This window comes from Pseudomonas sp. ASL9 (genome assembly GCF_056680335.1).
Genome location: NZ_CM155277.1, coordinates 5190017 through 5216444 on the forward strand (window position 1 = coordinate 5190017; position 26428 = coordinate 5216444).

23 protein-coding genes, 1 tRNA gene and 2 pseudogenes are annotated in these 26428 nt (G+C 57.0%); 17 read left to right on the forward strand and 9 right to left on the reverse strand.

Going from position 1 to position 26428, the window contains the following annotated elements; genetic code table 11:
- Positions 1-2 precede the first annotated feature (2 nt).
- The 10 genes from AC1ME2_RS24030 (at position 3) to AC1ME2_RS24075 (ending at position 12936) form a co-directional block, all read left to right on the forward strand.
- Complete coding sequence (locus tag AC1ME2_RS24030) at positions 3-1025, forward strand: hypothetical protein (protein WP_480437421.1); 1023 nt, start codon at positions 3-5, stop codon at positions 1023-1025.
- A 57-nt stretch (positions 1026-1082) separates the two neighbouring features.
- Positions 1083-3326 carry a hypothetical protein gene (locus AC1ME2_RS24035; protein WP_480437423.1) on the forward strand — a complete coding sequence of 748 codons (2244 nt, stop codon included), beginning with the start codon at positions 1083-1085 and terminating at the stop codon, positions 3324-3326.
- Positions 3327-3329: 3 nt separating this feature from the next.
- On the forward strand, positions 3330-6776 hold the full coding sequence (locus AC1ME2_RS24040) for a hypothetical protein (RefSeq protein ID WP_480442411.1): 3447 nt from the start codon (positions 3330-3332) through the stop codon (positions 6774-6776).
- Positions 6777-7499: 723 nt separating this feature from the next.
- A complete protein-coding gene (locus tag AC1ME2_RS24045) occupies positions 7500-8114 on the forward strand; it encodes a hypothetical protein (protein WP_480437425.1) in 615 nt (204 codons plus the stop codon).
- Positions 8111-8425 (forward strand): hypothetical protein, encoded by a 315-nt coding sequence (locus AC1ME2_RS24050; RefSeq protein WP_480437427.1) that lies wholly within the window; start codon positions 8111-8113, stop codon positions 8423-8425. The genes AC1ME2_RS24045 and AC1ME2_RS24050 overlap by 4 nt, the downstream gene beginning before the upstream one ends.
- Before the next feature lie 11 nt (positions 8426-8436).
- Positions 8437-8925: a hypothetical protein gene (locus AC1ME2_RS24055; protein ID WP_480437428.1), complete on the forward strand. Its 489-nt coding sequence runs from the start codon at positions 8437-8439 to the stop codon at positions 8923-8925.
- Between the two features lie 41 nt (positions 8926-8966).
- Complete coding sequence (locus AC1ME2_RS24060; protein WP_480437429.1) at positions 8967-11684, forward strand: hypothetical protein; 2718 nt, start codon at positions 8967-8969, stop codon at positions 11682-11684.
- The gene (locus AC1ME2_RS24065; RefSeq protein WP_480437431.1) at positions 11684-12166 is read left to right on the forward strand and encodes a hypothetical protein; all 483 of its coding nucleotides are present in this window, start codon (positions 11684-11686) and stop codon (positions 12164-12166) included. The genes AC1ME2_RS24060 and AC1ME2_RS24065 overlap by 1 nt, the downstream gene beginning before the upstream one ends.
- The gene (locus AC1ME2_RS24070; protein ID WP_480437434.1) at positions 12163-12552 is read left to right on the forward strand and encodes a DUF1353 domain-containing protein; all 390 of its coding nucleotides are present in this window, start codon (positions 12163-12165) and stop codon (positions 12550-12552) included. The genes AC1ME2_RS24065 and AC1ME2_RS24070 overlap by 4 nt, the downstream gene beginning before the upstream one ends.
- A gap of 165 nt (positions 12553-12717) precedes the next feature.
- Positions 12718-12936 carry a hypothetical protein gene (locus AC1ME2_RS24075; RefSeq protein WP_480437435.1) on the forward strand — a complete coding sequence of 73 codons (219 nt, stop codon included), beginning with the start codon at positions 12718-12720 and terminating at the stop codon, positions 12934-12936.
- 6 nt (positions 12937-12942) lie between these two features.
- Here the strand turns inward: AC1ME2_RS24075 and AC1ME2_RS24080 are convergent, their stop codons facing one another.
- The 6 genes from AC1ME2_RS24080 to AC1ME2_RS24105 form a co-directional block, all read right to left on the reverse strand.
- A complete protein-coding gene (locus tag AC1ME2_RS24080; RefSeq protein WP_480437438.1) occupies positions 12943-13617 on the reverse strand; it encodes an SOS response-associated peptidase family protein in 675 nt (224 codons plus the stop codon).
- Between the two features lie 27 nt (positions 13618-13644).
- On the reverse strand, positions 13645-13998 hold the full coding sequence (locus AC1ME2_RS24085) for a hypothetical protein (protein ID WP_480437440.1): 354 nt from the start codon (positions 13996-13998) through the stop codon (positions 13645-13647).
- A gap of 201 nt (positions 13999-14199) precedes the next feature.
- The gene (locus AC1ME2_RS24090; protein WP_480437442.1) at positions 14200-14412 is read right to left on the reverse strand and encodes a hypothetical protein; all 213 of its coding nucleotides are present in this window, start codon (positions 14410-14412) and stop codon (positions 14200-14202) included.
- 93 nt (positions 14413-14505) lie between these two features.
- The gene (locus AC1ME2_RS24095; RefSeq protein ID WP_480437444.1) at positions 14506-15087 is read right to left on the reverse strand and encodes a DUF4760 domain-containing protein; all 582 of its coding nucleotides are present in this window, start codon (positions 15085-15087) and stop codon (positions 14506-14508) included.
- Positions 15088-15514: 427 nt separating this feature from the next.
- Positions 15515-15604 (reverse strand) — tRNA-Ser (locus AC1ME2_RS24100).
- A 199-nt stretch (positions 15605-15803) separates the two neighbouring features.
- Entirely contained in the window at positions 15804-16553 is a 750-nt protein-coding gene (locus tag AC1ME2_RS24105; RefSeq protein ID WP_480437446.1) for a 3-oxoacyl-ACP reductase family protein, read from the reverse strand.
- Positions 16554-16670: 117 nt separating this feature from the next.
- On the opposite strand from AC1ME2_RS24105, the gene AC1ME2_RS24110 reads away from it, so the two are divergent.
- Together AC1ME2_RS24110 and AC1ME2_RS24115 are read left to right on the forward strand one after the other, a co-directional pair.
- Positions 16671-17594, forward strand: coding sequence for a LysR family transcriptional regulator (locus AC1ME2_RS24110; RefSeq protein ID WP_480437447.1), 924 nt, complete (start codon positions 16671-16673; stop codon positions 17592-17594).
- Between the two features lie 11 nt (positions 17595-17605).
- The gene (locus tag AC1ME2_RS24115) at positions 17606-18166 is read left to right on the forward strand and encodes a cysteine hydrolase family protein (RefSeq protein WP_480442312.1); all 561 of its coding nucleotides are present in this window, start codon (positions 17606-17608) and stop codon (positions 18164-18166) included.
- Here AC1ME2_RS24115 and AC1ME2_RS24120 read toward each other — a convergent pair.
- The gene (locus tag AC1ME2_RS24120; protein ID WP_480442313.1) at positions 18156-18893 is read right to left on the reverse strand and encodes a methyl-accepting chemotaxis protein; all 738 of its coding nucleotides are present in this window, start codon (positions 18891-18893) and stop codon (positions 18156-18158) included. The two genes, AC1ME2_RS24115 and AC1ME2_RS24120, sit on opposite strands and share 11 nt — an antisense overlap.
- Positions 18894-19010: 117 nt before the next feature.
- Positions 19011-20093, reverse strand: a pseudogene (locus tag AC1ME2_RS24125) (HAMP domain-containing protein); the annotation flags it as partial.
- Positions 20094-20508: 415 nt separating this feature from the next.
- Between AC1ME2_RS24125 and zapE the strand changes: the two are divergent.
- From zapE to AC1ME2_RS24145, 4 genes and pseudogenes are all read left to right on the forward strand, one after another.
- A complete protein-coding gene (gene zapE / locus AC1ME2_RS24130) occupies positions 20509-21633 on the forward strand; it encodes a cell division protein ZapE (RefSeq protein WP_480437449.1) in 1125 nt (374 codons plus the stop codon).
- Between the two features lie 157 nt (positions 21634-21790).
- Positions 21791-23128: an MFS transporter gene (locus tag AC1ME2_RS24135; protein WP_480437450.1), complete on the forward strand. Its 1338-nt coding sequence runs from the start codon at positions 21791-21793 to the stop codon at positions 23126-23128.
- 58 nt (positions 23129-23186) lie between these two features.
- Positions 23187-24395 (forward strand): benzoate/H(+) symporter BenE family transporter, encoded by a 1209-nt coding sequence (locus AC1ME2_RS24140; RefSeq protein WP_480437452.1) that lies wholly within the window; start codon positions 23187-23189, stop codon positions 24393-24395.
- An 11-nt stretch (positions 24396-24406) separates the two neighbouring features.
- A pseudogene (locus AC1ME2_RS24145) lies at positions 24407-24569 on the forward strand (OprD family outer membrane porin); the annotation flags it as partial.
- 46 nt (positions 24570-24615) lie between these two features.
- On the opposite strand, the gene rarD reads toward AC1ME2_RS24145, so the two are convergent.
- On the reverse strand, positions 24616-25500 hold the full coding sequence (rarD, locus tag AC1ME2_RS24150; RefSeq protein ID WP_480437454.1) for an EamA family transporter RarD: 885 nt from the start codon (positions 25498-25500) through the stop codon (positions 24616-24618).
- Between the two features lie 224 nt (positions 25501-25724).
- Between rarD and AC1ME2_RS24155 the strand changes: the two genes are divergently transcribed.
- Positions 25725-26366: an HD domain-containing protein gene (locus AC1ME2_RS24155; RefSeq protein ID WP_480437455.1), complete on the forward strand. Its 642-nt coding sequence runs from the start codon at positions 25725-25727 to the stop codon at positions 26364-26366.
- Positions 26367-26428 lie beyond the last annotated feature (62 nt).

A 26428-nucleotide genomic window follows, 5' to 3' on the forward strand; every position in this document is an offset into this window, starting at 1 on the left:
CGATGAGCTTTCAGATTGCTGTACCTTTCGCGCCGCTTGGACTCAGCCCGGACGTCTACACCGGCGTGGCCATCCTCTCGACCGAGGGCATCGTCAAGGTTGGCGTGGCTAAAGTCCCGTTCACCCGCCAGCTGAGCGATCCCTACATTAACTCGTCTCTGGAGTTCGTCATCAATGCGGCGCTGACCACTGTGCTGGGCGTAGTTACAAACGGTGGTATCGGACAGGCAGTCAGCGCAACAGTTACTTGGCTGGCCAGTCCCACCGATGCGTTCTCGGCTGACGGTGTCGCCGATCCAGTGGTGATCGGTGACTTCGGCCCTTATCAGAGCCAACCTCTTCTCCCATACGTAATGGTCGGAATGATAGCCCTTGTTCAGGGGGCTAGAACATTAGGTGATCCAATCCCACGCGGGAAGATAATCGGCCTGCGCGACGACGGAACTACCTTCAACTGTGACGTTACCGGCGAGAGCGAAGAGTTCTACACAGGGGAGAATTTGCGCCAGCTGGTCAGCGGGGAATGGGCGGTCATCTACAATATCAACGGCGCGCCGAACCTGGTGTCCGGGCCGTTTCCAGAGGGTAAGGCGGAAATAACCACCACCCAGACAGGTACGATTCTGTCTGACCCAGGGGATCCTCGGTTTTATGGGGAGCTGGAATACGGGATCAAGAGCGCCAGCACTGCACTCATACCTATGGGTATAAATGCCTATCGCAACAGCGACGGGACATTCTTAACCTATGGCGAGGTGTTCGACGAGGATCTTTGGCTGTTATTGCCGTTCACAGCCACTTGGAGCAAAACAGGCTCCACCTGGTCCTCGGTGACCAAGGACACATTTACCAGCAGCGCTCAGCGAATCATCATCGATGGCGGGATTCATATCGACCCAGCGCCGCCGATGCCGTGGGGTTCCATCCCTGTTCTAACTGCGCCATCAGCGCCCGTTATTACCGTTACCTACTTCTGGGGAGCTTTGGAAAAAGCCTATGAAACCCCGGTAATCAGTGCTGGTTGACCGCATATTTTAGTCACATAGCCTTGGGTACACAGCTGATCAGCGGAGTACTCAAGCATGGCCATTGGCGATATTGCCGGCGACATCCAAAACACGTATGGGCAAGGGTTAACGCCGGAACAACGGGCCGCGCGGCAGGCAGCGCTGGCGCAGGGCTCCGCACCATCATCTTTGGCTACCTCTCCAATATCAGCGCCGCCTACCGGCCCGATTGGCCGAGCGCAACAGCAGTTGCCAAATGCGGGCATTAGTTCTGCCAACTTGGGGGTTCCGGGGCCGGATGACGCCAAACAAACATCATTCGACAGCACCAACACGCCGTCGAAGTATCTGCCGCCTGCGTCTCAGCCAAATCAGGCCGCGCAGCCGACAAGCCTCGGACAGATTAATCTGACCCCGCTTGACCCGGTGTCTGCCGCACAGCAGCCATCTAGTCTGACCGACGCCTTCAAGACTGCTCCAGCGGCACAGCCTGCCGTGGTCGCGCCACCAGCTACACCGCCGCCACCGACTCAGGCGTCAGCACCGCCCGCACAGCCAAATAACCTTGGCAATGTCGGTCTGACTCCGTTTGATCCTGTATCTTCGGCACAGCAGTCCGGACCAGCCAGCTTGGCGAATGTTTATCCGGTACCGCCCGTATCGCAACCTGCGGCACCTCCGTCGACTCCAGTTAATACCGGGGCGCCACCAGCAGTGCCCGCGTCGGGCGTATTCAGCACAGATCCGCTTATTAAGCAGCAGCAAATTAATGCATGGAGAAATCAGTCTTCACTGACTCAGCTTGGAAGCCAGGCCGCAGGCATGGTAAAGGGCACAAACCCGCCAGCCGCAGCTACTACTCAGCCTGCACCGTCCGGGCTCTCGCCACTTTCACCCGCGCAACAGCCGGCAGCGGCCGTACAGAGCAATACAGGTCAGCCTGCGCCGCCGACTGCTACGGCAGATCCTACATCCCTACCTACCGGCCCGCTTCTGTCAGGTCAATACCGACCAACTGGAATCGGCGCTGGTGCGCAGGGCGGCCAGATAGTTGCCCAGGCTGGCCCTAATGGTGAGCCTCAGTTTTCCAATATTAAGACGGATCAGCAAAGCGCGCAGGGCCTGGGTCAGATCGGCGTCTCACCAACTCTTCAGCCTGCTTCTACGCAGCCAAGTACGCTTGCTACTGCTGGCGGCATTCCAACCTCAGCTCCAGCGCCGTCCCCAGACTTTGCATCTCTCGGATCAGCTGGAAATCTTGGGGATGGTATTGGAACGTTCAGTCAGGCCATGCCCGGCGATGCCGCGCTGGCCGCTGGCAGGTTCGCCAAGGCGAATGAAATCTATCAGAGCACGAGAAACCAAAGCCGCCTGGATCAGGCGCTTGGAGCGCAATGGGGTGCAGATCACACCAATGTCATCCACGACAGCAGCAGGCCTTTAAGCGCGGCTCAGCAGCAAAGCGATATAGGGCTCCAACAGACGAGAAATCAAGCATCGGGCGATGTTAAAGCCGCACAAGGTCTGATGTCAGCGAACCTGAGTAATCAAGCTGGAGAGCAGCAGCTACGCCAAGCTTCCAGGCTGGAAGATCTGCAAGTTGCAGCAATCGCCCCAGGAGCTACCGCCGCCGATCAGCAGAACTATCTGCGCGCCAAAGATCCGGCTGGTCTATTGAAATTGCAGATTGAGGCGCCCCAGAAGGCCGCTGATCTCGCAAAAACCCAGGCCCAAACCAGTCAAACGCTTCAGAAAACCTCTATTGCCGGTACGACTCAGCAGCAGGCGCAGCAGGATCGGACTAAAGCGATTAGCGGGCAGACCGCATCTGTCGATATGGCGCTCGCTAGCGTGAATAGGATACTGGGCACGAAGACAGATCCGAAAAACCCTAACGGTCCGATGCTGGATGAGGATAAGGGGCTTACTTCCTCAGTTGGTCTTCGATCTGCTCTTCCAACTCTTCCAGGCACGGCAGCGTCAGATTTTCAAGCGCGCAACGAAACCCTTAAAGCTCAGACATTTTTGCCGCAGGTTTCGCTGCTTAAAGGCATGGGGGCTCTTTCTAATGCTGAGGGCGAAAAACTTGGCGCGTCGATTGGCTCCTTGTCCACCAAGCAGAGTCCTGATGCCTACCGAGCTAATCTGAAAATCATCGCGGATGCTTTCGGTAAAACGAGAGAGCGGATCATGGCCGGGAACCTGATCGCGCCGGGAAGCAATCAAGAGTTTGCGCAGCCAATCAGTTTTGGCGCTCAGGCAGCTACTGCCAAATCAGCAGCCAGCCCAATTGACCATTCAAGTTTGTGGGGGGATTAATTCATGGCTGCCAAATGGAGCGATGTTATTGCAAAGCCTGAGTATCAAGCACTGCCGGACGATCAAAAGGATGCCGCTCAAAACCAATACTTCAACAGCGTGGTGGCTCCAAAGGTTGATCCGAGTCAAGTTGATGAGGCGAAGGGTCAATTCTTTTCAGCTTACCCATCTTCGCTGAATCAGGTGCCTTCGGCGCCACCCGCTCCGCCAGCCGGCGACCCGTCTATCGCGCAGCCCGCTCCAGACCAAAGCGCTATACCGGAGCAGCCAGCGGATGGTGGGATTTTCAGTGACAGCAAAGGTAACGTTGGCGCTGGTACCGCTGCCATTCGTAGCGCTGGCGACTTTTTGACATCCGGCACCCAAGACGAAATCCTTGCGGGCCTTGATGCGGCGGTTCAGCCGCTTATTCCTATCCCATCGAACGGTTCTGCGGCCCCGACCTGGCGCGAGCGTTACGATGAGAACGTCGCCAACCAACGCGACCAACTGAAGACAGGTCAAGAGCAGCATCCAGTAGCGTCGGCTATTGGCGGCGTGGTTGGCGCGATCATACCTGCGGTCGCAACCCTGGGGGCATCGTTGCCGGAGTCGGCCGCACTCGCCGTAGGAAAATCTACGCTCGGCAGGACCATGATCAAAAGTGCGGGAATCGGCGCGGCTCAGGGGGCAGCATACGGCTTCGGATCTGCGGAAGGTGGCGTTGCGGATCGTCTGCCCGGCGCTGCTGAGGGCGCGCTGATCGGCGGAGCTGTTGGCGCTGCTGCTCCAGCGGTTATTTCCGGTGTCGGCGCGGTAGCACGCAAGGTCATACCGCAGCGACTCCTGCCAGGCCAAAGTGCTGGCGCCTCTGCAGTACAGGGAGCCGAAGGTGATATCCCGGCGGCGAGCCAAGCAGGCATTCCAGCCCAAGAAGCCGGAGCGCAGTCCTCCAGTCCTATCGGGGGCGCGCTTGATTCGAGCAAGAGTGCGAATCAGCATGTATACGACACCATTAACACCTCCGCCAAAAATCAGGATGCAGCCGTTGCTGATCTGGCTGATTACATTGCTCCTCAAAAGAACGTAGTCGACGCGATGGGGCGTATAGGCATTGATAATCCAACGCCCGGAGAGATTACCAGCAACCCAGAAGTTCGCGGCCTTCAAGGTGTTTTGGCGGCCCAGCCTAGCAACCCACTTACCCCTCAGCTCACTGAAAACCGCAATAAGTTGGCGAGCGCCGCTGACGATCTGATCAACGAATACGGAGGGTCGACTGATAAGGCCGGGTTCTCTATGGATTTTAAGGACAAGAGCCTTGACGCTATCAACGGTCTACGCAAGGGCGCATCTGACCTGTATGACCAGGTGGGCGCCGCGCTCCCGGAGTCGACAGCGGCACCCGCCGAGAACACCCTGGCTCACATACAGGCGAATTTGGAGAATGTGGGCGGTGACGTTAGCTTGCTTCCGGACTATCAGCAGAAGGCATATAAGATACTGACAGCCGACCCGGACGCTGGTAAGCCGCTCCAGTCAGTTGCCGGGCTAAATCTACCCGATAGGCACGTCGCTACCGCGAAGGCGATAAGCAGTGCCGCCGATGACCTAGTGACCAATAACGGCGGATCGCTGGACAAAGCACGGTTTTCTGGTGATTTTAAGCAGCAAGGAACGGCCGCTCGCGATGCGCTGGAAGCTCAATCCAACGACCTTTATCAGCAGCTCAACAGTGCCATCCCCAAAACAACATCCGCCCCGGCCAAATCTACCGTTGCTTATCTTGGTGGAAAACTCGTAGAGCTGGGCGGTCGCGACGAACTGATGTCGCCCGCCGAGCGGATGACACTCAACGCTTTATCTCCCAAGCTGGTCAGTGGTTCGGTGGTTGATCCCACCTATGCGGCGCTCGATACCGTGCGCCGCCAGGTCGCCTCAGGATACAAGGGGCGAGGAATCTTCGCCGACAGTGACAGCCATGACCTTGACCGACTCTACGCGGCCTTGAGCCAAGATCAGCAGCGAGCAGTCGAGGCGGCAGGCCCGCAGTACGGAGAGATGTTTTCGCAGGCCAAGGGTTTGGTTGCGCAGCGCAAGCAGCTAGAGGACAGCCTCAAGGCCACGCTGGGTAAAGATCTATCAGGATCAATCGGGAACACTGTGGGCGGAGCAGTCAAAAAACTGGCCACTGGTGATTTCCAGTCGTTCGACCGGACCTTATCCAACATCCCGGACAGCCTGAAATCGCAGGCGGTACTCACCGGTATCGGTGACGCTTTTTCTGGCGGCAAGGGCAAAGGGCTAAATATTCCGGCCATGACCGACTGGTATCGCGGCCTTCAAAGCAATCCTGCCGCTTTGGCTCGCCTAGAATCCCACTTGACGCCTGATAGCGCTCAGCAGTTGCGCGACCTGAACGCGGGCGCTGCAAACCTGAGAGGCCTGGCGGATGGCTCGGTAAAGGACGGAACGCTGAGGGTTCCAACCTTCAAGACGATGGATGATTTGCGCCGGTCCATAGAGTCTAGGGTGCAGAATGGCCATTTTTCCAACACCGAAGATAACGAACTGCAAAAATTCCACGGGTCGCTTTTAAGTGATCAGCAGAATGTCGCAGATGCTCACGGTGTCGGCGTCCCGTTCGCGTCGGCTAGATACCTGGAGCACAAGGGCAAACATGCCCAGGACAATTTAACTGACTTGCTTGGTCGAACACTTGAAAGCTCGATAGCCTCGAAGATGGGCCCGGCTGTTGAGCAATTGCGCACGGGCAACGCTGCAAAATTTGAAGCGATGATGCGCAAGGTTCCGAAAGAACAGCAGCAGTCGGTTGTTATGACGGCGTTGAGTAGCGGCTTTACCAAAGGCTCACGCACATCGGAGGACATCACGCCAAAGGGGCTGACTGATTGGTATGACGGTCTGCTAAAAAACAAGGCTGGGCTAGACCTTCTCTACAAGTACATGCCGGAAGGCGCCCAAAAACGTCTTGAGGATGTCGTTACATCTGCGCGAGCGATGGCCGCCTCCGACGCAAAGGTCATACGCACGGGCATCTCGAAAGACCCGTTCAAAGAGCAAGATTCCGCAGGGCAGAAAACTGTAATTGGCCGTGTGCTCGGGCTGGTTAAGCCGATTGCGCTGGGAGAGGCCGCCGGTCATTTCACTGGCATTCCTGGGCTTGGAAGTGCCGCAGCGCTTTACTCTGTCCTGCGCAAGCCAAAGACGCCTACCCTGGAGGCTGCTATGCAATTATTCTCCGGCCACCAATTACAGGATGCTGTGAGGGCGATCACCAACTCCAACGGGGAGCTGCGCCCTAATGTGCTAGCCCAGCAAAATCGTCTTGTTCGCACAATGGCGTATCGGAAGTGGGAGCAAAGCCTTGGTACCTCGGCGCGGGCCCGCATAGCAACAGTTGGTCCGCTCGTTTACCTGACGGAGCCGAGTCCAGCAGCCTCGCAATGATTATTGCTGTGCTGGCACATGAAGCCCTATGATGGCTCTTCATTGGATAGGTAGGGCGCCATGCAAGCCGTTAAGGTCAGATTTGCTTACAAGTCAGGGTTTAGAAGGCTTTGGCTGGTAGCTTCCATTCTATGGATAATTTTTTCGTTAAATTTCACAATCAATCAAATGTCTGGCGTCACAAGGCTAGATACGATTCTTAGCGCGCTAGCTCCGCCTATTGTGCTTTATGTGCTTGGCGCAGCCTTCGTCTGGGTCATTGAAGGCTTCGCCAGGGCTGATCGTTAACTATAAATACAAGGATGTAGGCATATGAAGTCCGCCTTACTGTTATCCCTGCTTTTTGCCTCAAGCCTCTCTATTGCAGGTACGCTCACCATCGTCCCCGATAGCACCAGTTCGATGGGGCTTAAGCAGCAGCGCAGAGAGTTGAATGAGAAGCGGCAGGCTGCCAGGCAGGCCAGGATTGACGCCGGAATAGAACGCCCGCCGACAGTGATTATCGTTCGCCAGCGACCTCAGCCTGTCCAAATGAACTGCTATAGCTACGGTAATCGCAATCAGTACACTTCCTGCCAACAGGACTAGGGGCTTCAAAGGCTGATACGGTGACACTTTCCGACGACCAAAAAGCCCCAAAATTCCAGCGATAGCTTGGCATCCAAAAGAACTAGTCACAATTATCTAGTCACATACGCTCATCGGAAATCGCAGGAGATTTCCATGGGCGCCCCCGTAGTCGACATCACTATCGTCAAGGGTAAAACCTTCGAGTTCGCATACCGATACGCCGAAGACGAGCTAGTATATTTGCCAATCGAGGCGATGACTAGCGTTGCGCCAGTACGCCTGAAGATCACTGCGCACGGCATCCCTGACGGTTGGCCAGTCCGCATTGAGTGCGTGAAGGCCCCGGAAGAACTCAACAGCGACCCGGATGGCGACGAGCCGTACTACTTCGCGAAAGCTCTCGATATCGACACGATTGAACTCAATACCGTCAATGCGACCTGCTGGAAGGCGTACGCCACCGGCGGCCTGGCCGTCTTCAATAAGCCGATTGACCTGACCGGCTATTCCGCTCGGATGTGGATCAAGAACAGGGTGGGCGGCGATGTTCTGCTCAAGCTGGATTCAGATCCCGCAATATCTCCAGGCGGCACCATCCAGATCGATATCGCGCTCAGCGCTTTCGTTCCCAAGCTTTCTGCCGCAGCGACCCAGCTTCTGACCTGGCGCAATGGGGTTTACGACTTCGAAGCTGTCACGCCGACCGGTGAGGTTTACGCGATTGCGGCAATCAGCGCTGTGACTGTTTCGGACGAGGTTACGCAGTGAAAAGCGCCTTGGTCATCCGGTCGCAACGGGGAGGGGCGTTTATCGCCAAAGGGATACGGGTTGCCGTGTCGGCACCGATCATCCCTCGGGTATACCTCTCGCGTGATCGTGGTGCCGCCGTAATTCTCGCCGGTCAACGCGGCCTGCCTGGCCCAGGTCCTACGCTGCCTACCGCAACTGACAGCGTGCTCGGCGGGATCAAGGCCAGTGACAGCGTACTCGTTGCAGACGACGGGACCGCGTCCGTGAGCCTCGATGCAACCGCCTTTAACGTCGACATAACCCTTATTTACCGAACCGCAAAACTCTGAGGAGCTTCACCATGAGCCTGCAAGCCCAAATTACAGCACTGGCCCAGGCCATCGCGGCTGACGTCAAAACCCTGTACACACAGGACGGTACGCTGAGTGCCCTGAACACCGTCGCAAAGGGTAGCTTGGTACAGGCACTCAACGAGGTGTTGGGTATCGCCAACAGCGCAGCTTCGGCAGCCGGCGCAGCCATCAACGACACCACTGCGAGCGGTACGACCACGTACTCGTCCAACGAGATCGTCAGCCTGATCGCGGCTCTGAAGACTCAGATTCTCGGTGGTGCCAGCGCGGCCTACACAACCCTGCTGGAGATCCAGAACTTCCTGGCAGGTGATGACACATCGATCGGCAACCTGCTGACCGCCGTGGGCAACCGCATCCAGTTCGACGCAGCGCAGACCCTGACACTGGCCCAGCAGATTCAGGCTTGCACCAACATCGGCGTGGGCGATCCGACCACCAACTTCGTCACCGCATACGCTGCGGCCAAGGTTTAATCATGGGTATGGTCGCCAACGTTACCGCCCTGGCGCAAGCGGTGGCGGCCGACATCAAATCGCTGCTCTCAGATAAGGTCGACAAGGTGACGGGCTTCGCCCTGTCCTCCAATGACTACACCTCCGCTGAAAAGACCAAGCTGGACGGCATCGCTACGGGGGCGCAGGTCAACGTAGCGACCAACCTGTCCAGCACGGTGGATGGCACGACCTACACCCTGTCCTCGTCTACCGGCACCGGGGTTACTATTACTGCAGCGACAAGTACGGTTGCAGGCCTGATGTCGGCTGTCGATAAGACCAAGCTGGACACCGTGGGGGCTAATGCCACCCAGAACAGCCCAGACGCCACCCTGCTGGCCCGGGCCAACCACACGGGTACGCAAGCAATTGCAACGGTTGTCAACCTGCAATCTACCCTCGACAGCAAGGTCGCTACCCAGACCGGCTATGGCCTGTCGGAGACCAGCTTTACTGCGGTTGAGAAAGCTAAGCTTGCAGCGCTGGACCCCAACCACTACCGGGGCACCTATGCCACGCTGGCGGCTTTGCAGGCAGCTGTACCCACCGCGAACGCGGGAGACTATGCCAACGTAGACCCAGCGGCTGGAACAGCAGTCATCCAGTACCTGTGGGACGCGAACGACGTAACGTGGGTGTACAACGGCCCAACAGCGGGACCAACAGCGGCCCAGATCAAGTCCCTGTACGAGTCGAACCCCGACACCAACGCCTTCACAGGGGCGTACAAGACCAAGGTAGACGGTATTGCAGCAGGGGCTACCAAGGTCAGCACCACCTCAGACCTTGCTGAGGGCACCAACCTGTACTTCACCGCGGCCCGGGTACTGGCAGGGGTACTAGACACCCTGACCCTGACCAACTCAGCCATTATCGTGGGTGACTCAGTACGGGTGATGTTTGGCAAGCTGCAAGCACAGATCACGGCTAGGGAGCCCTCTATTACCGGGAGCACTGTCTCCCAGTTCTGGGCGGGAACTAAGGCATGGGTTGACTTTGCTACCACCGTGCGGGCTTCGGTACTGACGGGCTACGTGGTGGGCGCCAACTCGGCAATTCTAGCTACCGATACTCTGCTCGCGGGCCTAGGTAAGGTTCAGGGGCAGATCTCTGCACTGGTGACCTCCGAGTCAGGTAAGGAACCAGCTATTACCTCAGGCACAGCGAGCCAGTTATGGTTGGGTAACAAAACGTGGGCCGCCATCCAGACCACGGTAGTGAACACGCTACTAACGGGGTACACCCTAGGTGCCAACTCTGTAGTGCTGGCGACAGACAGCTTGATCTCGGCACTGGGTAAGTTGCAGGCCCAGGTAAGTGCAGCCCTACCACTGTCGGGCGGTACTCTGACAGGTGCTATCAACGAAGCGGCCTCTGTTCCTCTGGCTAGCGCCGCTACAGTCGCCATCGGCGCAGCAGCCTCAAATAACATCACCATCTCGGGCACGGTAACGATCACGGCCTTCGACACCATTACCGCAGGGGCTAAGCGGACCCTAGTGTTCTCAGGGGTGATGGTACTCACCTACAACGCCACGACCATGCAGCTACTTACCGGGGCTAGCATCACCACAGCAGTAAGTGACACTGCCGAGATGGAGTCACTTGGTGGCGGCAACTGGAAGATGCTCAGCTACACACGTGCTTCCGGGGTGGCGTTAGTTAGCTCAGGGGGCTTGGTAAACTTCACAGATACCCTGGGCTCACTATATGGCACAGGGAGTGCTGCAACTCTCAGTGCTTATGGGGCAGCGGCAATAGTCAATCTAGCACTAGTGCCCAAGGGTACAGGAGCCTTACTCACAAAGGTTCCAGACGGCACCGCGACGAGCGGGGGTCTGAGGGGAACCCGCGCTATTGATCTTCAGCTAGTGATAAATCTTGCTACTCAAATCGCATCGGGAACCTGCGCTGTAGCTATAGGGGCCTATAACACCTCTGCGGCCAACTACGGAGTTACCATAGGCTCCTATAACGTCACTACTGCGGGTGACAGCTATGCAGTGGCTATCGGGTACAACAACTACACCAACAACAACGGTATCGCCATCGGGTACAGTAACAGTGCTAGCACAGCACAAGCAGTAGCCATGGGTTATGGAAATGGCTCCTCGGGTAACTGCTCTGTTGCCCTAGGCAGCAGCAACCAAGCTACAGGCAGTGCGTCCACGGCCACGGGCGCCAATAACACGGCATCAGGCGGAAATTCTGTTGCCCTTGGGAGTTTTAATACTGCCTCAGGTACAAACTCCACCGTAGCAGGGGGGCAGTACGGTACTACCCGAGGTATAACTGGGGGCTGGGCTTGGGGCTCAAGCGGTGTGGCCCTTGGTAGGACTCAAGAGGGGACGTTCATCCTGCGCATAGACACAGCAGACGCCACACCCACCCGAGTTACTACGGATGGGGGTGCAGTAAGCAGTATTAACGGTCCTGTGCTGCCCAACACCTCCACCTACCGTTGCAGTATTAGCGTGACCGCCCGTAATTTAACAACAGGTGATAGCGCGAGTTGGTCAGGTATTGCCCTAATACACCGGGAAGCTAATGCTGCAGCAACATCGTTCATCGGCACGCCAACACTAACGAGCGAGTTCTCATCCTCAACAATGACAGGGTGCGCTGTTGCACTCAATGCCGACACAACGCTTGGCGCACTCGGGGTTACGGTTACAGGTTTAGCCTCCACCAGTATCCGCTGGACTTCCCTCATCACGACTCTTGAGAGCACCAACTAATGTGGATTAATCCCGAAACACTCGCAACAAGCGATACACCGCAAGACGGTTACGCGCTTGTCTTCGAAACTCAATGCCCGCTCACCGCCGCGACAGAGAAAGCTGTTGCAGGTGTACCCGCACTGGTCGGTGAGACGTGGCAACAGACGTGGGTAATACAACCTCTCACCGATGCCGAAACTGCACAAGTAACCGCCGCTCAGGTGGCGAATCTTGAGGCGGACATCGCATGCAGAGTGCAGCAGTACCTTGACTCAACGGCCCAGGCGCACGGGTACGACAGCATCCTGACCGCGATTGGCTACGCGTCAGAACCAGCCGTACCCAAGTTTCAGTCAGACGGAAAGGCATTCAGCGCAGGACGCTCATTGATTTGGGCCTACGTTTATGAGCAGCTTGCACTGGTTAAAGCAGGGACCGTTGCGCAGCCCACCGCTGATGAATTCATGCTTGGTATCCCGCCACTGGCGATCCCGACATGAGCAAATTCCTCACAACCTTGAAAACCGAGCAGATCGGTAAGTGGAATCACACGCTGCTGTGTTACCTGGCACTCAAGGATGATGAGGTGGGCACCATCATCGTACCGATCGGGTTTCAGACGGACTTCGCCAGTATCCTCGTGCTGCACAACGTCTTCCTGTTCCCGCTGTTTGCCCTCATCGCCGGTTACGGGAACTACTCGGCAACGGTCCATGACTGGCTGTACACAACAGGTAGCGTGAGCCGTAAACAGGCTGACGCCGTGCTTTACAGAGCGTTGCGTGCGGAAGGTGTTGCCGCCTGGCGGGCCTGGATATTTTGGGCCGGCGTCCGCATCGGCGCCGCATCAAAATATAATAAATCCTCAGCGCTGCCTGGGTGCTAGCCGGGATCATTACCGATCAAGCAGCCTTGAAGGCTGTACAGACGTACATCAGAGATATTCGCAAATAATTGCTGTGGGGGCATTGTAAAAAATATGGGTAGCCACTATTTTGCCTGTAGTAGAAATATTGGCGTCAAAAATCTATTAATCACTTGGAGTTGTATGATGTCCCCAACATTGGCGATGTATAGCTGGTACTTGATGTTTGCTTTGGCAGTTGGTGCGATCTCATTTCCGCTTTTTTCTGCCGAGACCAACATCGAAAATCAGGTTTATGAATGCTCACGTTCGATCTTGCTGGGTGGCAGTGATAACTGTCTGAAAAATATTGAAGCAGAGAGTCGTGCTGGCGAAGCGTACGCCAGAGCACTGATTCAAAAATAGATCAGTCTATAGCTGAGGCTGAATCAGATGTACCCCCTGATTCCGCACATTACCGACGGCTACCGGCACTTGGAACCATTCGAACGTTTCGGTCGGCTCGCCCTGAAACAAGGCCATCTGCTCGGCACGCTCTTTGGGTGTTGCCGGGTCGAGCCATTCTCTTGCCAGCTCAGGTGATAGAGCAACTGGCCGCCGATCATGAATGTCGATCATCCCGCCCTCACTGTCGGCGGTGATGATGACCATTCCGTCATCCTCGTGCGGTTCTTTCTTGGGAAATTGCCCGATAGCTGCGCAAAGAATCGGTGAGCCATCGCGGTGCCGAATCAGATAGGGTTGTTTCTTCGGTCCACCTTCATCAACCCACTCAAACCAGTTGTCGATGGGCGTTATGGCGCGGTGTGTCCAGATCGCCCGGAAGTAAGGGCTGTGTGCGACTTTCTCGACCCTGGCATTGATCGGCGCTGCGCGATCCTTTGCCCAGTGCGGGCGCCATCCCCACCGAACGGGATCGGTGAACAGAACACCGTCTTCGAGGTGGAGCAGGGCGACCTGAGTCGTGGGTGCGACGTTGTAGCGTTCGATGGGCTGGTCACCCACGTTATTGACCATGGGGTTCGGCATGCTCAGCGCGGCAACGAAGTCGTGAATGCCTCGGTACTGGGAAAGTCTTCCGCACATGGCCAGCCCTCCTATGAAGCATTTAGCTTAGCTTTGAGATGCAGCCGGGTATAGTTTGAGCCCCTTCAATTCAGCCAACTCTAAATGCATCGCGCTATTCTCCCGCTCCGTCATCATGAGTTTGCTGTTGTAGGCGCTCAACTTTCCGCTCAGCTCCCGGTCTCTTGCTTGCATTGCTTTTAGCTCAGCCCTGAGTGCATCTCGCTCGGCCGCAGTCAGCAACTGCATCTCGATCAGATCGGCAACGCTGCGCCTACTTTTCCGAAGCTGGCCTCTCAGGATGCCAATCTCTTCGGTCAGAAGGGCTGCCTGCTGTTTCCACATTTCGAGGGGCGTCGGGACGCCCAGGCAGCCGAATAATTCTTCGTCGTCAATTTCCATCAGCGGATTTTGCTCTGTACTGTTTGGATATACAGTAGTCGAGGTGAGGTGATCGGGCGAGGGTGGCGCGACGAACTGCAGGGTTTTGGGGATTGTGTTCGATCGGCAGGACGCCGGGAGAGGGCAAAAAAAGGCTAGTGACTTTCCGAGTGAGATGGTGAGGCTCGGTAAAACACAGCTGGGTGTCGTTGCAGCGAGCACCTATCGCTCTGGCCCCATAAGCTCCGCGATCCCAAGCGTCACAAACTCAAGATTGTCCTCGATGGTACTCAGCGCCCCGCGTACGTTCCCACCGACATCTATCGATCCACGCTGCTCAACCCACAGCACAAGCTCCATGATGGCAGCCTCTAGGGCGATCTGATTTTCGTTAAGCTTGAAGAGTATGGACGGGAGAAGATCTTTGTCTGCCATGGCTTGAGCCTCTATTGAAGATAGGAAAACGTAGCAGGGAGGACGGATACGAAAAACCCGGCACTTGGCCGGGCTTAGAGATAAGGTTGATAGCTAGCCATCACACTCAAGCTTTGCTTTTTCCCATGCCTTAGCGAGCTTTTCAAATTCCTGAAAAAGCGTCTGGATATTGTTCTGGCGCCTAAGCTCCATAATGAATCCCTTCATGGCCGCCCAATCCCGGGTCACCTGGCTATACACGGCGCGCTTGTATAAGCTTTCATCAAGAGCTCCTTCTCTTATACCCAGGGCGATGAATTCATAATTGTTAATTATCGCCAATATATGACTCCTATCCGAGGCCTGCGCCTGTTCTGGAGATGCTAGGGTTATGAAATTTCCCCCAGCGCTGTGAATCTTTCCAACGGCTTTTTTAGCTTCTGTCAGGCTTTGATCGGTTCGCTGGCTCATCAAAATGTCGATCGTTGCCCGCTGTCGCGAAAGCCTCTCATTATGAGCCATAGTGCCTCGAGTCATCTCGCCATTATGGCCGATCGACTCTCGGGACAATTTTCCATTTATGTAGATCGTAAAAACGGCGGCTCCTGCTCCCAACAGGATTACCGCCGTCTGTACCCAAAACCCCAAGGACTCCCCTAGGATTTTGAGCTGCTGCTCGGTAGGAACCACATCCATTCAGTAGTCTTCCCATCCATCCATAGCATTCTTCATCTTGGTTTCCCTGTGCTTGGTGAGTATTGCCGCTGTTGTCGCGACTTGATCAAAATATAACACATGGAATTCAATTCGCGTGCCGCGACACAATTTCAAATTTACCAAAACGTGTCGCGCGCCGAAATATAAGTCGAATTGCCATGCGAGAGGCAGCCTAGCGGGGATCATCGCCAACCAAGCAGCCTTGAAGGCGTTGCAGTCGTATGTGATGAATGTGTGTCGATAGGGATTGTGTTCGGTCGGCAGGACGCCGGGGGAGGGGTGCAGATAGGCCTACAACGGCATGGAAAACGCTGTTTTGGTCCTAAAATGGTCCTAAACTCATATCTCAGAAACTAAAAACCCCCGAAAACGGCAATGTTTTCAGGGGTTTATAGTGTTTCTAATATGGCGGTGAGGGAGGGATTCGAACCCTCGATACAATTTCTTGTATACACACTTTCCAGGCGTGCTCCTTAAGCCTCTCGGACACCTCACCGTATCTCGTCAAACTATTCAGTCTGTCGAGGCGCGCTAATGTAGTCGAAACCTTTGACGAAGGCAAAAGTTTTTTTCAGAATTTTCATATGCTTAAGCAAATTGCGCTGTCATCGGCGTTGTGGTTGACACGAATACGACTCGGCCCCGGCTTCTGGTTGAAGTTCGGGGCCGAGTCAGCTGTGGTCCTTCAGTCTGGATCAGGCGCCGAAGCCGCCGTCGATGGTCAGACTTGCGCCAGTGATATAACCGGCTTCCGGGCCTGCCAGGTAGGCGACGAAGCCTGCGATTTCTTCAGCTCTGCCGTAACGACCTACCGCGATCATTGGGATCAACGAGTCGGCAAAATCACCGTCGGCCGGGTTCATGTCGGTGTCGACCGGGCCGGGCTGGACGTTGTTGATGGTGATGCCGCGAGGGCCAAGGTCGCGGGCCAGGCCTTTGGTCAGGCCAACCAGCGCCGCTTTGCTCATGGCGTATGGACCGCCACCGCCGAAGGGCATGCGGTCGGCGTTGGTGCTGCCGATGTTGATGATGCGACCGCCTTGCGTCATGTGCCGTGCTGCTTCCTGGGAGGCTATGAATACGCTGCGCACGTTGATGGTCAGGGTTTTGTCGAAGTCTTCGAGGCTGAAGTCTTCCAGCGGCGCAATGGCCAGGACGCCAGCGTTGTTGACCAGAATGTCCAGCCGGCCAAAGGTCTCGACGGTGGTGTTCACCGCATGGCGAATCGCTTCGGCATCAGCGCTGTCAGCAAGGATGGCCAGCGCCTCGCCGCCGCTGGCAATGATGCTGTCTTGCAGCGCCTGGGCTTTGGCTTGCGAGCTGACGTAGGTAAACGCTACGGCTGCGCCTTCTGCGGCCAGGCGTTTGACGATGGCTGCGCCGATGCCGCGGGAGCCACCTTGAATAAGGGCCACTTTGTTGGTGAGGGTCGCTTGAATGGTCATGCTGTTCTCCAAAGCTGAGGGGGGTAAGTGCTTGGTGGCCAGTATTAACGGCTGATTGCATCCTGAGTAGAGGGTAGTTGCGCTAGTCTGTGTAAACCAAAAGTTTAGAGTGGCGATATGGAAAGCTTCAGCAGCATCGAGTGTTTCGTCCGCAGCGCGGAGGTCGGCAGTTTCGCCGAAGCTGCGCGCCGACTGAGTTTGACGCCGGCGGCGGTGGGCAAGAGTGTCGCCAAGCTGGAGACGCGGCTCGGTGTTCGGCTGTTCCAGCGCAGTACGCGTAGCCTGACCCTCACGGAAGCCGGTCAGCGCTTCCTCGGCGAGGTCAGCGCCAGCCTCAATACCATCCAGAATGCCGTCGCTAATCTGGCCAGCGCCGAGGGTCAGCCCGCCGGCACGCTCAAGGTCAGCATGGGCACGGTATTCGGTCGTCTTTATATCGTGCCTCTGCTGGGTGAATTCCTGCGGCGTTATCCGGCGATCACGCCTGACTGGCACTTCGATAATCGTCAGGTCGACCTGATTGGACAAGGCTTTGACGCGGCCATCGGTGGCGGGTTCGATCTGCCTCAAGGTGTGGTCGCACGCAAGCTCGCACCGGCGCATAGGGTGTTGGTCGCGTCGCCAGCGTATCTGGTGGAACACCCGGGCTTGGTCAGCCCGCAAGACTTGCAGGGTTGCGCGGGGATTTTGATTCGCTCGCCGCAAACGGGGCGGGTGCGTTCCTGGCCGCTGACTAATCGGGCGCAGGAGCACAGCCCGCTGAACTTGAAACTGCGTATGACCATGAGCGATTCGGAAGCAGCCTGCGCCGCTGCCGAACAAAGTTTGGGGATCGCTCTGGTCAGCATGCCTTTCGCTGCGCCGTACTTGCGCGACGGCACGTTGTTACGGGTCTTGCCCGAGTGGTATGTCGATGACGGCGATATCTCGCTGTACTACAGCGAACATAAACTGCTGCCTGGGAAAACCCGGGCCTTTGTCGATTTTGTAATCGAACAATTTGCCCAGCAGAAACTGGCGCAGATTTTCAGCGCCCTATAACCGGACCCATGATGAATATTCACGCCAACGCTGTGCTGGTTTTGATCGATATGCAGAAGGGCATCAACCACCCTAAATTGGGGCGCCGTAATAACCAGCAGGCGGAAGAACAGATGTTGAGTCTGTTGGGCGTGTGGCGCAAAACGCAACGCCCTGTCATTCATGTTCGGCACTTTTCCCGTTCGCCCGATTCGGTGTTCTGGCCGGAGCAGTCCGGCATTGAATTTCAACCGGCATTTTTGCCACTCAAGCGCGAGCGCCAGCTGCAAAAGCAGGTGCCCGATGCGTTTTGCTCAACCTCGCTGGAAAGCTGGCTGCGCGCTGATTCCATTGCGCAGGTGGTGATTGTTGGGGTTGCGACTAATAATTCGGTGGAGTCGACCGCACGCAGTGGCGGTAATCTGGGGTTTGAGGTGCTGGTGCCCCACGATGCCTGTTTTACCTTTGATCAGGCTGACTTCTTCGGCAATCCGCATTCGGCAGAAGAGGTACACGCCATGTCCTTGGGAAACCTGCATGGCGAGTACGCAATGGTGTTACCGACTACCGAAATCCTCGCTCTTACAACCTGAATCGCGCCATCTGCAAAGCGAGATGCTCGGCTTTGTCCGAGAGTTTCAGGCAGTCTTCGCGGCAGGTTTGCACGTCCTTGGCGGTGGATTGAGCGAGGTCGGCGATGCCTTGTACGTTGCGGTTGATCTCTTCGGTAACCGAACTTTGCTCTTCGGTGGCGGCGGCGACCTGCTGGTTGCGGTCGGTGAGCTCTTCGACGTGGCCAGCAATCGTGTCGAGAGAGTGACCGGTACGGCGGCTGGCTTCGACCCCCGTGTCGGTGGCGGCCTGGCCGGCACGCATCGAGGCCACGGCCCGGTCGGCACCCCCTTTGAGTTCGCCGATCATCTGCTGGATCTCGCTGGTCGCGCTTTGGGTGCGGCCGGCGAGGGTGCGCACTTCATCGGCCACTACGGCAAAGCCACGACCCATTTCGCCGGCGCGGGCGGCTTCGATGGCGGCGTTCAGGGCCAGCAAGTTGGTCTGTTCAGAGATACTGCGAATCACCGTCAGGACCTGATCGATGGTGGCGATCTTCGTGGCCAGTACTTCAACCGCCCCCGCCGCACTGCTGACGCCATCGGACATCGTCTGAATATGTGCAATGGACTGGCCGACGATGCGTTTGGCTGACACCGCTTCGTCCTGCGTACTGCGCGAGACTTCGGCGGCGGCGCCTGCATTGCGGGCGATTTCCTGCACGGTCAGGCCCATTTCGTGAACCGCGGTGGCGACCATATCGGTCATCTGCTGTTGTTGCACAGCCCGCGCCGAGGTGCTGTCCACCACCCGTGCGACATCCCCCACGCTGTGCCGTAGTTGTTCGCTGGTATGCAAGGCGTCACCGATCAACTGGCGCAGGCTTTCGATGAAGCGGTTGAACCCCCGGGCCAAATCGCCCAGTTCGTCTTCCCGATGATCATCCAGACGGCGAGTCAGGTCACCCTCGCCACCACCGATATCAATCAGCGCCGTGGTCACCTGACGAATCGGGCGCACGATGCCTCGCGCCATCCAGATCACGAAGCCCAGGAAGCACAGCACCACCGCCAGGCTGATGGCAGAAATGATGGTCAGCGCATCCTTGGCCGGGCCATAGACTTCCGCAAGCGGTACTTCACTGACCAGCGTCCAGCCCAGCGAACTGACCGGCTCGGCCATGGCGACATACGCCAGGCCATTGCGCTCGAACTCCACAGGGGCGTTGCTGGCAGTGGGGCTTAGCAGTGACTTGGCGGGTGCGGCACCGACCAATTGTTCCAGGGACTGCTGATCATTGAATTCGGCGTTGGGATGGACCTTGACCTTGCCGTCAGGGCTGACCAGATACACCCGACCTTGCTTGCCGAAATGGAAGTCGCGGACCATCTCCGACAAGGCACTCATGCTGAAGCCCAGGCCTGCCACGCCGATGACCTTGCCGTTGCTTTCAATGCGCTGGTTGATGAACAGCGTCGGCACCCGGGTACTGCTGTCGATGTCGATATCCAGTGAGCGCTGTTTGCCGCTGTCGAGAAAGCTATAGAACCAGCCGTTCTCCGCTACGCCGCGTTGCAAGGTCCGATCGACACCCTTGTTGGTGAAGTAATGGCCGCTGTCCTTGGCGACGATAAAAGTGATCAGCGCCTTATGTTGCTGCTGGATGTTAGCCAGGTAGCGCACAAAGGCTCCTTGCTGGGCGGGATCTTCACCGGCGCTCAGCCAATCGGCGACCAGTGTGTTATCGGCGATGTCACTGGCGGCGGTCAGGGGTGAAGCGAGCAACCGCTCCAGATCATTGCGAATCGCCTCGACGCTGGCGGGCATGGCCTGTTGCAGTAAATAACGATCGGTCAGTCGGTTCAAGGCGAAGGCATAAATGGCGATCACGATCAGGCTACTGATCACCAACGCTGCGCCCATGCTCAAGGTGAGCTGCCACTGAATACTTTTTCGCCAGAACGGCATAGAAAACTCCACGTAAAACAAGCGGGCGCACAATCACGATGGACGAGTGCTTTTTTGGGGGGGACGTGTCCATAAGGCAATAACTGCGCCATAAAGTTGATTTAGTGGTCAGCTTTGTAGGCGTGGTGAGGCGCCAAGTACCGAGCTAGAGGCGTACAGTGAGGGAATGGCCGTGCTTTGGCTCCGCACCGAGGAACGGTAAGGGCGCGCCAACACTGTGTCGTTTTGGAGCAATTCGGTAGGGGGTGGGTGGTTACGTGGCAGTCGGCTGAGGTGAAGCGCCGGCTGACGGCGGTATGGCGACTGCACTTTCCCTTGCCTTGTTCTATATGCTCGCAGCCTTTAGTGGGGTGTGCGCTTTCAATCTGACGCCTGTCAGCAACTCAACTTGACCCAACGAGCGAAACTTTTCTTGATGAATGTCGTATCCCCACTGGGTGCCTATCAACAGGCCATCGATGAGCAAGGCTTCAAGCCCGATGCCGCGCAGTTGAATGCCGCGCGGTTGTTGCAGGAATGTTACGTAGCGCTGCATGAAAGCAGGCACCGACAGCCGATCAAGGGCGTTTACCTGTGGGGCCCGGTGGGACGAGGCAAGACCTGGTTGATGGATCGTTTTTACGAGAGCTTGACAGTGTCGGCCCGGCGTCAGCATTTCCATCACTTTATGCGTTGGGTGCATATTCGCCTGTTCCAGTTGACGGGCACTGCCTATCCATTGAGAGCCTTGGCCCGCGAGCTGAGTCGGGAAGTGCGGGTGCTGTGTTTCGATGAACTGTTCGTCAACGATATTGGCGACGCGATCATTCTTGGCGGTTTGATGCAGGTGATGTTCGAGGAAGGCGTGGTGATGGTGTCCACCTCCAATCAACCGCCGGAGCAACTGTATGCCGATGGCTTCAATCGTGAGCGTTTCATCCCGGCCATTGCTGCCATCAACCGTTACATGACGGTGGTGACAGTCGATGGTGGCGAGGACCACCGCCTGCATCCGGGGGAATTGCATCAGCGTTATTGGGTCAGCCAGCCCGATCATCCGAGCGTTTTGGGCGAAGTGTTCAAGCACCTGAGCGCGGGCGAAACTGTGTCGAGCGAGCCGGTTGCGTTTGGTCATCGCCGCATAAAAGTGGTGCAGCAGAGTGAGAAGGTGCTCTGGTGCCGTTACGCCGATGTGTGCGAGCAGCCGCTGGCAGCGATGGACTTCATTGATTTGTGCGACCGCTTTTCGGTGATTCTGATCAGCGAAGTGCCGGCGCTGAGCGCCAAACAACGCGAAGGAAAAATCGCCCGAGGAACTGAAGACGCAGCGGTGCAGGTTGTTGCCGGTGATCGTGAGCTGCCGCAGTTGTCGGTGAATGACGACGGTGTGCGGCGCTTCATCGCGCTGGTGGACGAATGCTATGACCGCCGCGTGCCGCTGTATATCGAAGCCAAGGTGCCGCTCGAACAGTTGTACACCGAAGGCTATCTGGCCTTCGCTTTCCGCCGCACCCTGAGCCGTCTTCAGGAAATGCAACTTGAGCGCTTCGCATCACGGTAAGCGGTGCCTTATCTGATGGCTCCATCGCTATCCAGATCTGGCATGTATCAGCCGTTTCGCACGAAGCGGATAGAGATCTGCACTAAACGGCTATTGTGCCGATCGCTGTATTCCTACCCTTGGCAGGCCTTGATAACAACAATAAAAGAGTCCTGCCATGCGAAAAATAGACGTCCACACCCTGGTCGACGAGGCCAGGTTCAATCGCTTTCATGGATTGGTGCTGTTCTGGTGCGCGTTGATCATCATTTTCGACGGCTACGATCTGGTGATCTACGGCGTGGTGTTGCCGGTGCTGATGCTCGACTGGGGGCTGACACCTTTGCAAGCTGGCGCACTGGGAAGCTATGCGCTGTTCGGCATGATGTTCGGCGCGCTGTTCTTCGGCCCGCTTTCGGACAAGATCGGGCGCAAGAAAGTCATCGCCATCTGCGTCACGCTGTTCAGCGGTTTCACTGTCCTTAACGGCTTTGTCACCACCCCCACCGAATTTGGTATCTGCCGTTTTATTGCCGGTCTCGGCATCGGCGGAGTGATGCCCAATGTCGTGGCGTTGATGAGCGAATACGCACCGAAAAAAATCCGTAGCACACTGGTGGCGATCATGTTCAGCGGCTACTCGGTGGGCGGCATGTTGTCCGCTGGTTTGGGCATTGTGTTGTTGCCGCGTTTTGGTTGGCAGTCGGTCTTTTTCGTCGCTGCGATACCGCTGCTGCTATTACCGTTGATTCTCTGGTTTTTGCCGGAGTCGGTGGGCTTCATGGTCCGCGACGGACGCAGGCAGCAGGTCGCCCACGTGCTGCAGCGCATCGAGCCGGGTTACAGCGCACAGCCCGATGATCAGTATCAGATGGCTGCGATAAAAGCTGATGGCGCCCCAGTGTTGCAGCTATTTCGCGAAGATCGGGCGATCAGCACACTGATGCTGTGGGTCGCTTTTTTCTGCTGCCTGTTGATGGTCTATGCGCTTAATTCCTGGTTGCCGAAGTTGATGGCCAGTGCGGGTTACGGTTTGGGCTCAAGCCTGATGTTTTTGCTGGTGCTGAACTTCGGCGCGATTTTCGGCGCGGTCGGCGGCGGTTGGCTGGGCGACAAATTCAACCTGCAGCGAGTGTTGGTGGTGTTCTTCGCCATTGCGGCAGTGTCCATCAGTATCCTGGGCTTCAACAGCCCGAGCTGGGTGTTGTACAGCCTGGTCGCGATTGCTGGCGCAACCACCATTGGTTCGCAGATTTTGCTGTACGCCATCGGCGCGCAGTTTTACGCGTTGGCCATCCGCTCGACCGGACTGGGTTGGGCCTCGGGTGTGGGGCGTAGCGGTGCCATCGTCGGCCCGATTCTTGGCGGCGCGCTGTTCGGTATTGGCCTTCCGTTGCACTACAACTTCATGGCTTTCGCTGTGCCTGGCGCAGTGGCGGCGCTGGCGATGTGCTTCGTCTATCGGCGCAAAGTGTTGCCCGTAGTCGCGCCGGTAGAGGTTCAGGTTCGCCCCTGATCTCGTTCTGGCGCTACGTATTACCCGAGACATCGCTTTTTGTCGAGCAACGGAAACCATGAAAACACTGATCAAAGACTTCTCTCTGTCCGCTGCCGTCGCTGGTTTTATCGCGACGATCATTTCTTATGCGGGGCCATTGGTGATCATCTTCCAGGCGGCGAAAAGCGCAGGTCTACCTGCCGATGTTCTGTCGTCCTGGGTTTGGGCGATTTCCATCGGCAGCGGCGTGTTGGGCATTTATCTGAGCCTGCGCTTCAGGGTTCCGGTGGTGATCGCCTGGTCGGCACCCGGCTCGGCGTTGTTGGTGGCGCTGCTGCCAGGGATTAGCCTGAATGAGGCGGTGGGGGCGTATATCGTCTCCAGCCTGATCATTCTGCTGGTGGGCGTGTCCGGAGCTTTTGACCGCATCGTTGGCAAACTGCCTGCGGCGATTTCGGCCGCGATGTTGGCTGGAATTCTGTTCAGTTTCGGCACCCAGCTGTTTGTGTCGATGAAGGACAAGCCGTTCATGGTGTTGGCGATGTTCTTAACCTACCTGCTGTTCAGGCGCATGAAACCACGTTACGCGGTGTTGGCGGTGCTCGTTGTGGGCTGTGTGATCGCTATGGCGGCCGGGGAGTTGAACAGCTCTGCGCTGGTGATCGATGTGGCTAAACCGCTGTGGATCAGCCCTGAATTCAGCTGGCATGCATTGCTCAATATCGCCTTGCCGCTGGTGATGGTGGCGTTGACCGGGCAGTTCGTCCCGGGCATAGCCGTATTGCGCAACGACGGTTATCACACGCCTGCCAGCCCGATCATTGCCAGCTCGGCTTTAGGCACGTTGTTGCTGGCGCCATTCGGTTGCCACGGGCTGAACCTGGCAGCGATCACCGCAGCCATCTGCACCGGGCGTGAGTCTCATGAAGACAAAAACAAACGCTATGTCGCTGGGGTGATGGGCGGGGTGTTCTACCTGTTGCTGGGCATCTTCGGTGCGACCCTGGTGTCGATCTTCAGCGCTTTTCCCAAGGAACTGATCGCGGCACTGGCCGGGCTGGCGTTGTTTGCGGCTATCGCTGGCGCATTGGCCGGGTCCATGGCCGAACCCAAAGATCGCGAAGCAGCACTGATTACTTTCCTGGTCACGGCATCAGGGATGTCATTGATGGGGCTTTCAGCGGCGTTCTGGGGCTTGATCCTGGGGCTCCTGGCGCACCTGCTGCTGACCTTTGGGAGAGTGACAAAAGCCGGGGCGCCAGTGGCCCCGGTGCGAGCAAGGTAGCACCGTAAAACGGTACGGATCGGGAGCATGATCTGGACATTGGCTATGTGATCTGGATCGGACCATTCAGGGATGTTGGTGTGCGCATTCGCAATGCCGTCGCGCGTTCCAACTACCGCACCGACATCGATGAAAATCAGGTTGATCCTGAGCTATACCCTTAAGCTGTTTTGACGCAGACGTTACTGTCGGAGTGCTGATGGGCTATGGCAGCAATACCTCACGAGATATTTCTGCGGCGGTGAGCCAGCAAGTGCTTGCTGCCTTCAAACACCAACACCAGCACGGCTGCCCAGATAGGCAAGTACGTCAGCCACTCATCACGGCCGATACTTTCCCCCAGCAGCAAGGCGACGCCGACCAGCAGTACGGGCTCGACATAACTGAGCAGGCCGAACAGGCTGAACGCCAGCATGCGACTCGCGAGAATATAGCTGACCAGTGCCGAGGCGCTGATCATGCCCAGCAGCGGAATCAACAGGTACAGCCGTGGATGTTCGGCGACCGCGCTGGGGTCACCATTGAGGATGAACCAGGTTGCGATGGGCAGCAGCAGGGCCATGTCGAACCAGAGCCCGCCGAGGTTATCGTTGCCCAACCTGCGCCGTAGCACGAAATACAGTGGATAACCGAGGGCCACCAACAGGGTTTCCCAAGAGAAACTGCCGACCCGATGCAGCTCATTGACGACCCCGATCAGGGCAAAAAAAGCGGCGATTTTTTGCAGGCGGGACAGGTGTTCACCATAGGCGATTCGGCCGGTAACGATCATCGTCAGCGGCAATAGAAAATACCCCAGTGACACTTCCAGGCTACGGCCATGCAACGGCGCCCACATGAACAGCAGGAGTTGCACGCCCAGCAGGATCGAAGACAGCAGCATGCCGATCAGCAACGCCGGTTTTTGTCGCAAGCGTCGGCCTATCTGGTGAACCAGCCGCCAGTCACCGCTGATAAGCATGAACAGGGTTGCGCAAGGCACGGTGAGCAGCATGCGCCAGCCGAAGATCTCTTCGCCACTCAACGGCGTCAGCAGCGATGTATAGAAATACAGAACCCCGAACAGGATCGAGGCCGTAACGGACAACACAACGCCTTTTGACACAACATTCTCACGTGTTCTCAAGCTTATAGGGTGCTTGTTTGATGAAGGAACTCTCAGGTTTTGACCCCGAGAGAAGGGGCGCACAGTCTAGCCGATCCGTCATGGCAGGATATGACGGACGTTTGGCAGATAACGTGACACCGCGCCGATTGTGGGCCACACCCCTCTGGTTGAGACTGGTCCCAGTCGCTCCATACAGGTGCGATAGTCTGAGGAACGCCACCATGACCAACACCATTGCCGGTATCAAAATCCCCGACAGCGCCCTGGCCAAGGCGACCGCTGAGTACATTCGTGATAACGAACCCGATCTGCTGTTTCACCATTCGAGTAGGGTCTTTTTATTCGGTGCTTTGAGTGGCGAACGCAAAGGCCTCAAGTACGACGCCGAACAACTCTACGTCGGTGCGATGTTCCACGACCTGGGGCTGGTCGAAGGCCACCGCAGTAAAACGGAACGTTTTGAAGTGGACAGCGCCAACGCGGCCCGTGCCTTCATAAAACCGTTCGGACTGTCCGAAGGTGATATGGAGCAGGTCTGGTTGTCGATTGCCTTGCACACCACGCCGGGCGTTCCGCCACATCTGCGGCCGAACGTGGCGCTGGTGACCGCCGGGGTCGAAATGGACGTGTTGGGTATCGATTACGCCGAGTTCTCAACGGTGCAGCGTGAAGCGGTGGTGCATGCACACCCACGTGGTGATGGCTTCAAGGAATGCATCCTCTGCGCCTTCGCCAACGGCTTCAAAGATAAACCCGACACTACGTTCGGTACCGTCAACGCTGACGTACTGGTGGACAGCGTGCCAGGCTTCAAGCCGCTGAACTTTGTCGACATCATCCGCACGTCGCCTTGGGTGGCTTGAGTCTGCTTTGCATCAAGCCGTTCGCAGGCAAGCCAGCTCCCACAGAAGGTATGCGGTCCTAT